Source organism: Clostridiales bacterium FE2011 (genome assembly GCA_017569305.1).
GTDB lineage: Bacteria > Bacillota > Clostridia > Christensenellales > Aristaeellaceae > Aristaeella.
This window is the reverse complement of record CP069418.1, coordinates 532,443-547,099: the sequence shown is the minus strand read 5'-3', so window position 1 is coordinate 547,099 and position 14,657 is coordinate 532,443. Positions and strand designations below refer to the sequence as shown.

The following is a 14,657-nucleotide window of genomic DNA, read 5'->3' as shown; positions in this document are numbered from 1 at the left end:
ATGAGTGAAGAGTGAAGAAACTGCCGAAAGCGAGGCTTTCGGCAGTGAAGTGATGAGTGTAGAGTGAAGAGTGTAGAGTTGCCGCTGCGCGGCAGTGAAGAGTGATGAGCGAAAAGTGAAGAGTTTCCGCAGCCATCTGCATTATTGAAGCGTGAAACTACGAAGGGCTGCGGAACCAGGACCGGTATAGGTGAAGTAAAGGGCGTGGACGCCGTCGGGGATAGCGACATCGGCGGTGTATTCGGTCCAGACGTTGGTAAATTCCACCGGGATCGTAGCCAGAGCGGGACCGTCCCAGGAGGTCTTCACTTCGAAGGCGCCGGAGCAGTAGCCACGGACCTCGATAGTGACGGACTTTATGCCCTTGCAGTCAAAGTATTTGAAGCCGCAGGTGGCGCTGTTAAGCATATTCATGATATAGGCCTGTTCTTCGTCGCCGTCTTTGCCGTCCTGGGTGATGCGGGGGAAACAGCCGTCCGACCAGACTCCGCCGCCGTAGCCGCCGGTATAGACAGCTTCCTTATCCGTGAACAGGTTACAGGCAATATAGGCCGGATAGGTGCCCCGGCCTTCCAGCGGGCCGCCGTTCAGGCCGCAGGAGGTCATCTCCACCTGGGCGATGGTGCCGTCCGGCAGGAGGGTCACTTCTTCTGCCATACCCTGGCGGCTGTAGGTGGTACCGTTGGTCTGGCGGTGATAGAAGATATAGGTTTTTCCATTCATCTGCACCAGACCGCCGTGATTGTTGCCGCCGTAGTACATAGGCTTACCGGCGGGTTTATAGCTGCTGATGCCGATATCGTTGTTGCTGACGATGACGCCCCTGTACTCAAAACCATGATCCGGATACCTGCTGACAGCATAGGCCAGTTCATGCATGACGATGGAAGAATAGACAAAGTAATACAGGTCTCCGAATTTCCGGATGGAGGAGGCTTCGAAGAACTCATGGCCTTCATAACCGGAACCGGCGCTGTAAGGACGGCTGGGCATAATGAAGACGGGCTCCTGCTCAATGGTCAGCATGTCCGCCGCCAGCTTTGTGCACATTGGGCCGTGGCGTGAAGCATCCATGGGAGAACAGAAACCGGTGTACAGCCAGGTTGTGCTGCCTTCTGTAATAACGCCGGGATCGAACTGGGGTTCATCCCCGGGCCGGTTGCCCAGCAGGCCGCCTTCCTGATCATGAACATGGCCGTAGAACTCATACTTGCCGGCGGGCGTGTCGCAGACTGCGACGGCGACACGGCTCTGCTTATCCAGCACATAATAGAGGTAATAGCGGCCGTCAGGTCCCTGGGTGACATCCGGGGCGTAAAGGCAGGCTTTGCCTTCCCGGTTGTCCGGGTCATCCGTCTTTTTATAGATGACGCCTTCATACCGCCAGTCTGCCAGGTTATCCACCGGGGCGGACCAGCAGACGTAGTCATTCAGACAGAAAACGTGACCGTTAAACCGGTCGTGGGAACCGTAAACATAAACCCGTCCGTTGAACACGTGGGGTTCGCCGTCGGGGATATATTCCCATCCGGGAAGATAGGGATTGAAAGCCTGCATATCTGACGCCCTCCTGTATCCATTTCCTGCTGATTATTATATATCAGGGAAAAGGGAAAATCATCAGACAAATCAAGGGTTTCAAGGGGACAAAAAAAGGAGGCAGGGGGTCCTGCCTCCAAAGATTATTTACGCAGCTTCCGGATGAGAAGAAGAAACGCGGCGCCGATGAGGACGCCCAGGCTGTTCTCCAAAAGATCGTCGATATCGCAGATCCCGCGATGGCTGACGAGCTGAACCAGTTCGACAGCCAGGGAAGCCAGGATGCCGGCAATCAAGGCGGTACGAACCTTCAGCCTGCTAAAAAGGGCACACAGCGCGGGAACGAGCGGTATAAAGAGAAGGACGTTGCTTTTGACGTTATAGATACTGTCTTCCTGAAAAGGAATGAGATTATAACGCACATCCATGACGGGCGATCGCTCGAAAAAGGTGAGGAAGGCTGTTGCCGCCAGCCAGAGAACCAGGGTGAACCCCTGCAGGATCCGGTTCGCGGCGTCCAGCCGCCTGAACAGCAGTACGGCGGTCAGCAGCATCCAGAGGAGTACGATGAGGCCGTTATGGTTATAGACAAAATCAAGAATGGTATTCATTGAGAACTCCTTTGTCAAAGGCTCAGAAGGTATTTCCAGGCGGGTTCCTCCGGATCGTGGAAATATCCTTCCTCCACCCGGTCCAGCTTATAGCCGCAGGACTCAAAGGCCTTCTGCATGGCAGTGTTAGTGGAACGGGTTTCTCCGCGGAAGAGGTACATGCCGTCGTTTTTCATATCCTCAGTGACCCGGTTCAGCAACCGGGAAGCGACGCCCTGGTTCCGGTAGTCCGGATGAACAGAGACGTTCATGATTTTGACGTAATCATATTCACCCTTCCAGTTATAGATGAAGACATTGCCGATCAGTTTATCCCCGTCGGCCATGGCGTAATAGACGGCTCTCTCGTCTTCCAGCAGTTCCTTCCAGTCCGCCAGCTTCCACCGGTCCGGGGCAGGGAAACAGCTTTCCTCAAGGGAAAGGATGGAATCAAGGCTTTCAATGCCAAGACGTTTAATTGTGTACATGATGGATCAACTCCTGTATGTTATTGTGTCAGTTTCCGGCCGGAGGCTGAATGCTCAGCACATATTTCCAGGCGCTTTCATCAGGATCCTGGAAGTAATGCTCCTCAATCCGGTCCAGCTTATAGCCGCAGGCTTCAAAAGCCTTCTGCATAGCTGTGTTGGTTGATCTGGTTTCACCGCAGAAACGGTACATACCGAGCTGTGTCATATCCTCGGTTACCCGGTTCAGGAGCCGGCAGGCGATGCCCTGGTTCCGATAATCCGGATGAACGGAAACATTCATGATCTTGACATAGTCGTGCTCACCCAGCCAGTTGCAGATGAATACATTGCCGATCAGCCTGTCGCCGTCCATCATTGCGTAATAGGTATCCCGATCTCTTTCCAGCAGCCTGCGCCAGTCCTCTTCCTTCCAGCGATCCGGTACAGGAAAACACAACTTTTCCAGGGCAAGAATGGCATCAAGGCTTTCAATGTCCAGCTTTTTAATTGTATACATGATACTTATATCTCCAGTTATTTATTTGCCGCAGGAGTATTGCTGCTCCAGCCGCAGCAGCCGGGTTTTCCGGTCGAGTCCGCCGGCGTATCCGGTCAGGCTGCCGCCTGCTCCTATTACCCGGTGACAGGGAACGATCAGGGAAACCGGGTTGTGTCCGACGGCACCGCCCACAGCCTGGGCAGACACAGGACATCCTGTCCGTGCCGCAAGCCTGGAAGCGATTTCTCCGTAAGTGACAGTCCGGCCGTAGGGAATGGTGAGCAGGAACTCCCAGACAAGGCGGCGGAAAGGGGTGCCCCGCAGATTCAGTGCGGGCGTGAAATCCGGAATCTTTCCGCTGAAATAACGATCCAGCCATTGTTCCGCTTCCGTAAAAACGGGCAGCATTTTGGGCTGATGATCCGCAGAAAGGGTCGCGGCAAAATGAGCCTGTCCGTCAAACCACAGGCCGGTCAGGCCGTTTTCGTCTCCGGCCAGGGTGATGCCGCCCAAGGGGGATTCATAATGATGTATGCAGTCCATTGCCTTACAGGATCTTTTCCATCCCGACTTTATAGGGAACAAGCCCCAGCTTTTCATAGAACGCCATGGCACCGGGATTGCAGCTCCAGACGTTCAGGGTTACGTTATAGGCGCCTTTTTCCCGGGAAAAGGCAAGAATATGATCATACAGCGCCCGGCCGACACCCCGGCCGCGGGCAGACTCGTTCACGCAGATGTCATCAATATAGACGGTGGTATGCTCCACCAGCAGCTGGCCGCCGGAATGCTGCATGATGCAGAACCCATGCCCCAATACCCGGTCATCTTCATCTGAGCAGACGAAAACCGGCGTTTCTTCATCCGCCAGGATCTTTTCCAGCTCAGCGGCATTGTATTTGGTTGCCGGGCCTTTGAACAGATCCGGCCGACCGTTGTGATGCACCATATCCACCTGGACCAGCAGATCCAGGATGGCGGGGATATCCCGCGATTCAGCGCGTCGGACGTTCAGCATGGTGATTTCCTTCCTTTTGTTGATTCATGAACAAGACAAAAGAACCGATCCGCAACCTCAATCGTCGCCTCTCGTCCTTGGAGCGGACTCGTTGCTCGTTTCGGTTGACTCATTCACCTCGCTTTCGCCTTTGGCGAATGCCCCACTGGGGCACCTCTCGGTTCGTTCCCCCCTTGTCCGGATCTCCCGGATCATGGAGTATTCATTCAGCAGGGTACCGTCCTTCAGGCGGATGGCATTGGGCCTGATGCCGGTAATCCGGAAGCCCATCTTCTCATACAGGGCCCGGGCACGGGCGTTTCCCTCGATAAAGTCCAGTTCAACCTGCAGGATGTCCGGATTGGCTTCCGCGATACGGATCATCTCCTGCATCATGACGGTACCGATTCCCTGGTTCCAGTAATCCTTCACCAGCGCGATTCCGACACTGGCACGGTGCTTCAGCTTGAGGTTTGTGGACCAGCGGATCTGGGCGGTACCAACCACTTTCCCGTCCGCCAGGGCGGTCAGGAAGGCTTCTGTTTCAGAAGCATTGATCCTTTCCAGATAAACTTTTTCAGACTCCGGAGTATACTGACTGCATTCCTCGGGATAGCGGAGGAGGAACTCCGTTTCACAGGCGGTCTGATACAGGTAATCCAGAATGCCCTGGATATCTTCCTCCCGCGGACTGCGGATCAGCACCTGCCTGCCGTTCTTCATGGTATATTCTGTCTCTTTGATAATCATGGCGCCGCCTCCGCTTCTGTTCTTTTTCCCGTGTATTTAGCGATCATGATAGCAGACGGAAACGTGTGCCGTCAACCGGAATAAAAACAATACAAAAACAGGGATAACTGTCACAAATGACGGAGTCAGTCGTTTAATAAACAGAGAGGTTTTGGCGGAGTCTGCCGTCAGGCCGGTTCAGAACGGAGGAAGGACGTATGAAACAATCGGGCAAAAGGGTCTGGTACAGCCACAGGGGAACGGTCATCGTATTCCTGGTACTGCGTATCCTGGTTGCGCTGACCGCAGTGCTTTCAATCATCCGCGGGGATTATGAATCGGTCTTTATCGCGGCGGTTACCTTCTTCCTGCTGTTCTTTCCCAGCATCCTGTCCAGAAAGCTGCGGATTGAGCTGCCGAGCACCCTGGAGATATTCCTGCTGATCTTCATCTTCGCAGCAACGATCCTGGGGGAAATCAACAAGTTCTATGTGCGCGTGCCCCACTGGGATACGGTGCTGCATACGATCAACGGATTCTGTTTTGCGGCTATCGGCTTTGCGCTGGTGGATATGCTGAACCGGCATGAGCGGGTTTCCCTCCGGCTGTCTCCGGTTTTCCTGGCGATTGTGGCATTCTGCTTTTCCATGACCATCGGCGTGCTGTGGGAGTTTTATGAATACGCGGGTGACCGGCTCTTTGTGCTGGATATGCAGAAGGATACCGTGATCCAGGAATTCAACTCCGTAACCCTGGATGAAACCCAGAACAACATTGCAATCCAGGTGAAAGACATCGCGGACGTGGCGGTGATCCATTCGGACGGGAGCGTCCAGCCGCTGGGAGTCGGCGGATACCTGGACGTGGGCATCCACGACACCATGAAGGACCTGCTGGTAAATATGGTGGGTGCGGTGGTGTTTTCCATTATCGGATACTGTTTTGTGAAGAAAAAGGGGAAAGGAAAGTTTGCACCCAGGTTTATTCCCCGGGTGCTGACAGATGAAGAGAAACCGGAGAAACCGGAATGAATACAAAGAACTCAGGCTGCCGGTTCGGGCAGCCTGAGTTCTTTTATTTCAGGGATCAGTCGCTGTAGTCCTCGGAAGCCGCGGACTTTTTCTTTGCGGTATCACTGTAAATCTTGTTCTGGGTGGCGGTGCCGGCTTTGCCGTCCGCGGTCAGGCCGTTGTTTTGCTGGAAAGCAATGACCGCCGCTTCGGTTTTCTCACCGAAATCACCGTCGACGCTGCCGTCCAGGTAGCCGAGATCCTTCAGGCGGTTCTGCAGCTTTTTCACTTCGCTGCCCGTGCTGCCGCGCTCCAGGGTTTCACCGCTGCCGGAGGCAGGTTTGGAACTGGAAGGCGCGCTGGAGGAGTACAGGGCTTCCAGGGTCTTCGGACCGGCCTTGCCGTCCGCCCAAAGCTTGGCTTTCTTCTGGAAAGCGATGACGGCCGCTTCGGTCGCGTCATCATAGGTTCCGGAAGCGGAACCGGACAGCCAGCCCAGCTCGATCAGGCGGTTCTGCATGGTTTTGACCTGCTTGCCGGATTTGCCGTGCTCCAGGTAGGTGTTCTCAGATACTTTCGGGGCTGCGGTGGCTTTCGACTCCTTCGAAGAAGAGGAGGAAGATTCCTTGGCAGAGGAAGTATTCGAACTGTTCAGCTTGGAGAGGGTTTTTTCCCCGACCTTGCCGTCCGCGGTCAGGCCGTGATCCTTCTGGAAAGCGATAACGGCTTTCTCCGTTGCAGGACCGAAATCTCCGTCCGCGGATCCTTTGTAGTATCCCAGCTCCTTCAGGCGCTTCTGCACCTCGCGCACAGCATCGCTGTCAGTAAAGCCCTTCTGCAGGCTCTTGGGAGTGGGAGAGGGGGCGTCAGCCGGTACGGGGGTTGAGGTGGAGTTAGTGGTGATGATGGGGCCGGAGGTGTTAAAGTAATCCGGAACAGGGGTGCTTTCACTGCCCAGAGGCTGAGGAGTGGACGCCGCAGTCAGGTCTATCCAGCCGTTGAAGTCATCGGTAAAGGCCTGGTCTGTGCCGGAGGTGGGCTCCACATAATCCGTGGGTTCGGGTTCGGGAGTTTCCGTAGGCTGCAGGCTGGCGTCAGTCGTGTCCGGGAAGATAACCTGGGGCTGAGCCGGCGGAACAGTGGCGAACTGCCCGGGCGTACCCTGATAGTTGTTATTTGTTTCATCCGCTGAGTTGTGGCAGCCTGCCAGCAGCAGGCACAGTGCCGCAATCACAGCCAGTATGATCAATTTCGTTTGCTTTTTCATGCTGCATTCCTTTCTGTATATCCAGGTTCCATTGCGCATTCCGTAAACGCGCGGGTAATCGGAAACTGCGGCTGTATTCACGGGGGAGAGGGGGGGACCGGCCAAATCAGTTTCCATATATATAAACGATTCCAAAGGGGGATTTGTTCCATCCCTGGCCGATACAGGAAGACTGCGGGAAAAGAAAACCGGTAAATTCGGCTTCCTGAAACAGGCACGCTGTGGTATATTATCCGGAAAGAAGACCAGAGGACGAGGAGCGGAAAGATGATTATTCATTCCTTTGATCCGGACAGCCCGGCAATCATTTCTCCCGGTGATTTTTACGGTGAGGCGCAGCATCTGTGCGACGTCTGCATCATTACCTTTTCCCATGTGATCTTTTCCCATGTGCTGGAGACCTTTCCGCACGAACAGGTGGCGGCAATTCATGCCTGCAACGGGATTACCCCGATCTATCTGCTGACGGTCAATGACCGGCGGATCGGGTTTTACCTGACCCACGTAGGCGCGGCAGGAGCCGGAACAGATATGATCGAGTGCCATCACATGACCGGCGCCACGAAGTTTGTGATGTTCGGTTCCGCAGGAAACCTGAACAAGGACGCGACCGCAGGAAAGTATGTGGTTCCTTCCGAGGCATACCGGGACGAGGGAATGTCCTATCATTACGCGGCGCCTTCGGATTATATCCGTATCCCCGGCGCGGTACTGGTTTCACAGGTGTTTGAGGAACTGAAGCAGCCTTATGTGCAGGGACGTGTCTGGACGACGGACGCCCTGTACAGAGAGACGAAAAACCAGACAGCCCTGCGGCAGCAGGAAGGCTGTCTGGCGGTGGATATGGAACTGGCAGGGGTACAGGCTGTATGCAGTTTCCACGGATTCTCGCTGTACAATTACCTGATTACCGGCGACGTGCTGGACGCTGAAGAATATACAGCGGAGGGCCTGCGGGAAGCCAATCATACGCTGAAGCATTTTTACCTGGCACTGGAGATTGCCAAAAAGCTGTTGTAAAAAAGGAGACGGATCGTCTCCTTTTTTCTTATAAAAGAGTGTCAGATATGGTTTTCCGGCCGAGCTCGCCAAAGCTGGGCTCTTTCTTTTCAAAATCGTATATCAGCAGCCCTTCCTTTTCGGGTTCCAGTTCACACAGGGCTTTGCCGGACGCATCAAACAACATGGTAGGGGCTGTCTGGAAAGACGCTGCATTGTTGACGGCAAGAACCGGACAGACATTTTCCACCGCCCGGGTCCGGATGTGCGCCCGGATCAGGTCATACCGGTCCGGATCCGCCTGGGCGGCAGTATCAGAAAACAGGATCACGTTCAGGTCGGTCTTTGCCCGGTACAGCTCCCGGAAATATTCCGGAAAACGTACCTCAAAGCAGATCCGGATCCCGATCTTCAGCGTTCCGGCCTGCAGGATACCGTCCCGGGTTCCCGGGGTAAAGTTCTCCTGATCCCAGCCCCAGAGGGCGCGTTTGTCATATTCCGTGACGGTGCCGTCGGGTGCAAAGCACAGGGCCGCGTTATAAAAGGAGGATCCCCGGCGGATGATTGTACCGGCGATGAGATGCATCCGGTTCTGTATGGCGGCTTTCTGAAGCTGTGTATGAGCCTCGTTTTTCCGCTCTTCATCGATCTCCTCAGGAGAGGGAAGTGCCAGGGGCGGATAGCCGGTCACAGCGCACTCCGGGAAAACAAGCAGCTCAACGCCTTCCCGGGAGGCCCGGGAAACCGCGTCCAGTATATGGGACATGTTTTCCGTGATGTTTCCGGTCACCGGAAACTGATAAGCACCGATTCTCATCCGAAGCTCCTTTCTTCAGGCTCCTTCCGGATATTACAGGACAAACATAAGGAACAGTACCGGAAATGCCTTCCTGATATCCCGGTTGAGCAGCAGCCAGGTGAGGCCGTAGAAGACGCTGACGAGCAGCAAAGCCAGACCGCCGGTTACGCTGCCTTTGGTAAGAATATGGGCCAGCCCCCAGGTCAGCCCGGCCAGCAGGCCGCCGTAGGGAATCATTGTCCTGTTCCCCTGATGGAACCAGGCTTCGAAGGCTTTCTGCCCAAAGGCGATGAGCAGATACACAAGGCCGGTTTCAAACACATAATAGATATACTGGAAGATAAACTTCAGCCAGCCGTTATAGCGGAATTCTTTAACTACTTTGGACCCGTTCCAGTCATACCAGGAGTAAACAAGCATCAGGACAAACAGGACTGCAATCACAGCCCACCGCCAGGGCTTTACTTTTTCCTGCGGGGCAAACAGATCAAATCCGCATTCTTTCTTCGCCTGTTTTGCAAGGAAGAAAAAGACTGCTCCCCAGCAGATACAGGTGAGAATCCAGTGGGAAATATTCTGGAAGGTTGACCATTCATTTGACGGACAGCCGTAGAGCATGGGTTCCAGTACAATCCAAAGCAGCACTTCAAGGCCGAGACCGGCAAAGGCGATCAATGCATATTCCAGGAACCGGATACCGGTTTTCCTGCTGACCTGCGTTTCCATTTTGCAGTTTCCTCCCGATGATGTGAAATGATAGAAGTGATAATAGCATTGTTTTCCATCTTCTGCATTAGAAGATAATTAAAAGCGGAAACGGATATCAATTCACAATTCACAATTCATAATTCATAATTATATATACTGCCAGTTGATCTGGTTTGAGCAATTTTATACAAGATCCGACTCCTGGATTTGGGTATTCTCTTCCTGTAAAACAGGAAGGAGGTAACCCTATGAACCATGAAACTTTTGAAGCCTTCAATGCCGGACATCTGTGCCAGGAGGACCGGATCATTCCTTTTGACCGGATTCCCTGGTCCGCGCATCCCGTGTTCGAGGGTGTGGAACTCAAACACATTATTACTGCCAAAGATACGGACGGGACATTCAGCTATCACCTGGTCCGGATCGCACCGTATAAGCAAATCGGCGATCATATCCACGAAACGCAGCTGGAAACCCATGAAGTGATTGCCGGAGAAGGCATCTGCGTCAATGACGGATACAGCCAGCGCTATGCACCGGGTGTGATTGCTATCCTGCCAGCAAAAGTGCACCATGAGGTACAGGCAGGCTCACAGGGACTTTATTTGTTTGCCAAATTCTTCCCGGCACTCTGCTGAGATTCTTCCCGGGCCGCGTCCCGGTACTGGGCGGGAGTCAGTCCCACCAGCTTGTGAAAGCATCTGTCAAGGTGGCTTTGATCGGAAAAACCTGTGTCATAAGTCACCCGGGAGATGCTTTTTTCTTCTTCCAGCAGCTTCTGGGCTTTCCTTACCCGGCACTGGATCTGAAACTGATGCGGGGTCAGGCCGAAAGCCTTCCGGAAGCGGCGAATCATATAGTATGGGCTGATGTGGGCGTCCTTAGCCATCTCCTGAATCAGATACAGATTTTCCGGCTGCTCCAGGAGGGCGGTGCGGATTTCCTGCAGATCCATATCTGTTTTCTCCGGCTCTGTGAGGATACAGAGTACCATCATGGAATAAGGCTTGCCGTCCACGGCATTGATCTCATGGAGGGTGTCCGGCGGAATCCGAAAGCTGTCTCCTTTTTCGCAAATCCGGCTTTGGTCATTGACAATAAGCCGGATTTTTCCTTCCTCCACGTATCCAAGAGTCAGATGGGAAGTGTGGGTATGGGGCGCATAGGATTTAGTCCAGTTCCGGTACCGGACGATTTCCATCCGGTCATTGGCCTTCCGGTAAGTGATGCCTTCGGATTGCTTTTCCATATAGCGGCCTCCGGATCAGAAACCGATGATGATCTTCAGGAACAGGAGCAGCAGAACACCCAGGATAACCGGGCGGACGATTCTGGTGCCCTTGTTCAGCGCCAGGCCGGAGCCAAGCCAGTTGCCGGCCATGTTGCAAAGGGCCCCGGCAAGCCCGAGCAGGAATACCACCTGGCCGTTCAGCAGGAAGACCACGAGGGAGGTGATGTTGGAGGTGAGGTTAATAACCTTGGCCTGGGCGTTGGCGGAGGAAACGGACATCCGGGCAAAAACCGTAAAGGCAATGATCAGGAAGGTGCCGGTTCCGGGACCGTAGAAGCCATCGTAGGCGCCGATGAGGAGGGCGGCAGCAACACAGATGATCATGGTCCGGCGGTCCGCCACCGCATCTCCGCCACGGTCTGTGAACAGATGCCGGTTCAGCACAAAGAAAGCCGCGACAGGCAGGACGGCAAACAGGATATACTTCATCACATTCTCGCTGACGAGCAGGGAAAGCTGCGCTCCCAGGGTTGAGCCGGCGAAAGCTGCCAGGGCGGCCGGAACGGCCAGCTTCAGGTTGATGAGCCCGTGACGCAGGAAGCGCCCTGTGGACAGACTGGTGCCGCAGGTGGAGGACAGCTTGTTGGTCGCGATGGCCTGATGAACAGGCAGGCCGGCCAGCAGATAGGCCGGGAGCGAGATCAGTCCGCCGCCGCCACCGATGGAATCAACAAACCCGGCCAGGAACAGCAGGGGACAGACGATCAGAAAAGATAAGGGAGTCAGGGTCACGGGACGCCTCCTGAGAAAATAATCAAAACCAGAATAATCAGCCGATCACAATACACCGGAGATAACGGCCTTCGCCGGCACCGGCTTCGGGCGGGGAAACAAATCCGTTTTTCACAAGGGCTTCATTGATGCTGCCGAAAAGGATGTGCCAGCATTCATTAGCCGTCTCCTTCAGGGGAACCCTGTGCAGGGACGGTGTGATCCCCAGATCCCGCATGCCTTCAAACACATTGGCAACAGGTTTGAGCAGAACCTTTTCGATCAGCTCCTCAATGGCATAAAAAACAACATCATGCTCCGGCCTGAAGACGGGGACACAGGGCTTTCCGTTCCGTACGTAGCCAAAGGCTTCAAGTGCACGGACTGCCCGGATATCCGCTTCCTGACCGGAAGCCAGGGATCTGGCAGCCCGCGTCAGGTCCGACGCGGACAGACCTTTCATGGCTTCATGGATGGAATCGAATGCGGGTGTCAGCTTTCCCTGCTCCTTCAGGCGGAAATAACGGAAGCAGTCCAGACGGTTGCCGTCCGCGTCACCAAAGGATTCAAGGGCGCAGTCTTCCTGCACGCACCGGTTGAAGGAACAAAGCAGCCTGTCTGAAAAAGCATCCAGGGCAGGGCTTTTTTCATAGAGGATCAGCAGGTAATCCAGGCCAGTGGGGTGGGACCGTCCCTCGGAGATGATATCTTCCTGAATGAGCCTGTCGATCATGGCGCCGTCCATACTCCAGCCGCAGAGCAGGTGATACAGGTTCCGTTCCGGAGAAAAACCGTTGTTTATCTTTCCGGCCAGTTCATAAAGCGGCTGCCTGCAGGACATGATGAGATCGGTGATTTTGCCGGCGGCGGAGGCAAAGTGATCCGCCAGCACGGAAGCATCCGATTCAAGGAATACGGGTGTGTCCAGGTAAACACGCTGCCCCTCCCGTCGCAGGACACCGCACCGGATCATACGGTCGATATACTCACTGCCGAACTGTCCGGCCAGATCTTCATACAAAACGGTTCCGGCTTCCCGGGAAACCATGGCTGAAATCAGCGGAGACAGGGAATCCATGAAGTTCCGCGGATTGTCCGGATGGAGGGCCTCATTCTCCTGATCCATCTGATCATACAGATAACAGGAAAACTGCTTTTCTTTGTATATCATTCACAGGCCTCCTGTACGTTCGGCGCAGGGCTCTTTTGCCGGGCCAGCCAGACATTATAGGCCAGGATGGAACAAACCACGATGATGGCTCCGGTGATTGCCAGGGCAGAGACTTTCTCTCCATAGAAGGCAGCAACAAGCAAGGGATTCATAATAGGCTCCATGCCGGTGATCAGGCTGGCGGTGACGGCAGGGGTGCGCTGAATGCCAATGGAGAAGAGAATGTAGGCGCCTCCCACCTGTACAACACCCAGGGCTACGATGGCTGCCAGGGTCGGCAGGGAGAAGTCTGTTTCTCCAAAGCACAAGGGTGTCATCACAAGGCCGGCGGTCAGCTGGCCAAGGAAGCAGGAGGAGATGGCATCCGCGTCCTTGCCGGTATTCATCATGAACACACCGGCATAGCAGACGCCGGACAGGATTGCGACGATGTTGCCGGTCAGGTTGCCGGCCTGGATGCCGTCCACAAAGAACAGCACCACGCCAAGCAGGACCAGGAAGCAGGTGATGAGATCCACCCGACCGGGCTTCTGCCGGTAGAGCAGGGCCATAAACAGGATGACGAATACCGGTGCGGTGAACTGCAGGACAATGGTGTTGGCGGCTGTGGTCAGTTTATTGGCAATGGCGAAAAGCGTGGTTACGCCGATCATGGAAAGGGCGCCGATCAGCACCCGGCGGTTGAAGACAATCCGGCGGTGGGTGACCAGCAGGTAAAGGCCGATGACGGCGGCGCCGATCAGGTTCCGGGCACCGTTGATGGCCAGTGCGGACCAGGGAACAAGCTTGATGAACAGGCCGCCTGTGCTGAAGCACACGGAGGCCAGGAAGACAAACAGTACAGCCCGCCGGTTCTTTCCGGCTTCATCCGGTTTACACATCGGTTCTTACGCTCTTTTCCGTCCTTGATATTCATTCAAAAAAGGGTTCGCGTCAGTTTACTATACCGTGCCCCAAAGGACAAGAGGTAACGTGGATTTTGCATGACAAGGCAGAAGGTATATGTTAGAATCAGCTCTGACAATCTGATGAAACGGAGTTATCTCCATGCGTGTAGAGATAATAAAAGACCTGGAGCCCTGGATGGATTTTATCCGGGAAGTAAACAGCGATCCGGAGTTGGCCAGCCCGTGTATCTGCACACCTTATTACTTTGAACGCAACCTGCTGATGGCAGTGAACCGCCCGGGACAGACCGTGATTGGAGTGTTTCAGGATGACGAGCCGGCAGGACTGTTCGTATTCATTGTCAGTCCGGATGACCAGAATGTTGAGATGAAGGTGAACGTCTGCCGCAGTGCGGAAGCTTATGAAGCAGTGATTGAATATATGCAGGAGGAGTACGCCGGTTATCAGGCAGATTTCGTATTCAACCCGGATAACCGCCTGCTGACGGACTTGCTGATCCGGAAGGGCGCAGCGTTTGATCCTGTACAGGTCAGGATGGTGTTTTCCGGCAACTGCCCCGCCATCGATACCGAGGGTGTGGAAGTGCTTTCCGAACGCTATCATGAACAGTACCTTACTATGCATACCCGGGACGTGTTCTGGACCGGGGACAAAGTAATCGAAGCGGACAAGTTCCGCGTGTTCATTGGCGTTGAAAACGGATCCGTGGCAGGCTATCTGGACGTGACCTGCAAGATGGGTGAAAATGAGGTTTATAACCTGCAGGTGAAGGATCCTGCCCGGGAAACGGAATGGAGCCGGAAACTCCTTGCGAAGGCACTGGAGATGAACCGGCCCAATGGAATGATAGTGCTGGCGAACGAAGATACCGCGGAGGTGAACCTGTTCGAATCCGTTGGTTTTGAAAAAGTACCGGAGCAGCGTTATGCTACGGTGACATGGATCCTGCCGGCTAAGAAATAATCAGA

Annotated in this window: 18 protein-coding genes; 4 read left to right on the top strand and 14 right to left on the bottom strand. The window is 54.5% G+C overall.

Features of this window, described 5'->3' with window-relative positions:
- Nucleotides 1–141: 141 nt before the first annotated feature.
- The 7 genes from JRC49_02555 to JRC49_02525 all read right to left on the bottom strand — a co-directional run bounded on the left by JRC49_02555 (nt 142) and on the right by JRC49_02525 (nt 4,845).
- Nucleotides 142–1,557 carry a family 43 glycosylhydrolase gene (locus tag JRC49_02555; protein QTE71733.1) on the bottom strand — a complete coding sequence of 472 codons (1,416 nt, stop codon included), beginning with the start codon at nt 1,555–1,557 and terminating at the stop codon, nt 142–144.
- Nucleotides 1,558–1,682: 125 nt separating this feature from the next.
- Nucleotides 1,683–2,150 carry a VanZ family protein gene (locus JRC49_02550; GenBank protein ID QTE71732.1) on the bottom strand — a complete coding sequence of 156 codons (468 nt, stop codon included), beginning with the start codon at nt 2,148–2,150 and terminating at the stop codon, nt 1,683–1,685.
- A 14-nt stretch (nt 2,151–2,164) separates the two neighbouring features.
- On the bottom strand, nt 2,165–2,617 hold the full coding sequence (locus JRC49_02545; protein ID QTE71731.1) for a GNAT family N-acetyltransferase: 453 nt from the start codon (nt 2,615–2,617) through the stop codon (nt 2,165–2,167).
- 28 nt (nt 2,618–2,645) lie between these two features.
- The gene (locus tag JRC49_02540) at nt 2,646–3,116 is read right to left on the bottom strand and encodes a GNAT family N-acetyltransferase (protein QTE71730.1); all 471 of its coding nucleotides are present in this window, start codon (nt 3,114–3,116) and stop codon (nt 2,646–2,648) included.
- 21 nt (nt 3,117–3,137) lie between these two features.
- The gene (locus JRC49_02535; protein QTE71729.1) at nt 3,138–3,641 is read right to left on the bottom strand and encodes a methylated-DNA--[protein]-cysteine S-methyltransferase; all 504 of its coding nucleotides are present in this window, start codon (nt 3,639–3,641) and stop codon (nt 3,138–3,140) included.
- Between the two features lie 4 nt (nt 3,642–3,645).
- The gene (locus JRC49_02530; protein ID QTE71728.1) at nt 3,646–4,116 is read right to left on the bottom strand and encodes a GNAT family N-acetyltransferase; all 471 of its coding nucleotides are present in this window, start codon (nt 4,114–4,116) and stop codon (nt 3,646–3,648) included.
- Nucleotides 4,117–4,173: 57 nt separating this feature from the next.
- Complete coding sequence (locus JRC49_02525; GenBank protein ID QTE71727.1) at nt 4,174–4,845, bottom strand: GNAT family N-acetyltransferase; 672 nt, start codon at nt 4,843–4,845, stop codon at nt 4,174–4,176.
- Nucleotides 4,846–5,042: 197 nt separating this feature from the next.
- Between JRC49_02525 and JRC49_02520 the strand changes: the two genes are divergently transcribed.
- Nucleotides 5,043–5,855: a hypothetical protein gene (locus JRC49_02520; protein ID QTE71726.1), complete on the top strand. Its 813-nt coding sequence runs from the start codon at nt 5,043–5,045 to the stop codon at nt 5,853–5,855.
- 55 nt (nt 5,856–5,910) lie between these two features.
- Here JRC49_02520 and JRC49_02515 read toward each other — a convergent pair whose 3' ends face one another.
- Complete coding sequence (locus JRC49_02515; protein QTE71725.1) at nt 5,911–7,101, bottom strand: peptidoglycan-binding protein; 1,191 nt, start codon at nt 7,099–7,101, stop codon at nt 5,911–5,913.
- Nucleotides 7,102–7,368: 267 nt separating this feature from the next.
- Between JRC49_02515 and JRC49_02510 the strand changes: the two genes are divergently transcribed.
- The gene (locus tag JRC49_02510) at nt 7,369–8,121 is read left to right on the top strand and encodes a nucleoside phosphorylase (protein ID QTE71724.1); all 753 of its coding nucleotides are present in this window, start codon (nt 7,369–7,371) and stop codon (nt 8,119–8,121) included.
- Between the two features lie 28 nt (nt 8,122–8,149).
- Here JRC49_02510 and JRC49_02505 read toward each other — a convergent pair whose 3' ends face one another.
- Nucleotides 8,150–8,917 carry a carbon-nitrogen hydrolase family protein gene (locus tag JRC49_02505; GenBank protein QTE71723.1) on the bottom strand — a complete coding sequence of 256 codons (768 nt, stop codon included), beginning with the start codon at nt 8,915–8,917 and terminating at the stop codon, nt 8,150–8,152.
- A 33-nt stretch (nt 8,918–8,950) separates the two neighbouring features.
- Nucleotides 8,951–9,625, bottom strand: a complete 675-nt coding sequence (locus JRC49_02500; protein QTE71722.1) for a hypothetical protein — start codon at nt 9,623–9,625, stop codon at nt 8,951–8,953.
- A 230-nt stretch (nt 9,626–9,855) separates the two neighbouring features.
- Here JRC49_02500 and JRC49_02495 point away from each other — a divergent pair, with 230 nt between their 5' ends.
- On the top strand, nt 9,856–10,245 hold the full coding sequence (locus JRC49_02495) for a cupin domain-containing protein (GenBank protein QTE71721.1): 390 nt from the start codon (nt 9,856–9,858) through the stop codon (nt 10,243–10,245).
- Here JRC49_02495 and JRC49_02490 read toward each other — a convergent pair.
- The 4 genes from JRC49_02490 to JRC49_02475 are packed head-to-tail and all read right to left on the bottom strand — an operon-like array spanning nt 10,209 to nt 13,661.
- Nucleotides 10,209–10,856 (bottom strand): helix-turn-helix domain-containing protein, encoded by a 648-nt coding sequence (locus tag JRC49_02490; protein ID QTE71720.1) that lies wholly within the window; start codon nt 10,854–10,856, stop codon nt 10,209–10,211. The genes JRC49_02495 and JRC49_02490 overlap by 37 nt on opposite strands.
- A gap of 15 nt (nt 10,857–10,871) precedes the next feature.
- Entirely contained in the window at nt 10,872–11,630 is a 759-nt protein-coding gene (locus JRC49_02485) for a TSUP family transporter (GenBank protein QTE71719.1), read from the bottom strand.
- Between the two features lie 37 nt (nt 11,631–11,667).
- Nucleotides 11,668–12,780, bottom strand: coding sequence for a hypothetical protein (locus tag JRC49_02480; protein QTE71718.1), 1,113 nt, complete (start codon nt 12,778–12,780; stop codon nt 11,668–11,670).
- Nucleotides 12,777–13,661, bottom strand: coding sequence for an EamA family transporter (locus tag JRC49_02475; GenBank protein QTE71717.1), 885 nt, complete (start codon nt 13,659–13,661; stop codon nt 12,777–12,779). The genes JRC49_02480 and JRC49_02475 overlap by 4 nt, the downstream gene beginning before the upstream one ends.
- A gap of 166 nt (nt 13,662–13,827) precedes the next feature.
- Between JRC49_02475 and JRC49_02470 the strand changes: the two genes are divergently transcribed.
- The gene (locus JRC49_02470; GenBank protein QTE71716.1) at nt 13,828–14,652 is read left to right on the top strand and encodes a hypothetical protein; all 825 of its coding nucleotides are present in this window, start codon (nt 13,828–13,830) and stop codon (nt 14,650–14,652) included.
- The last annotated feature ends 5 nt before the right edge of the window (nt 14,653–14,657 follow it).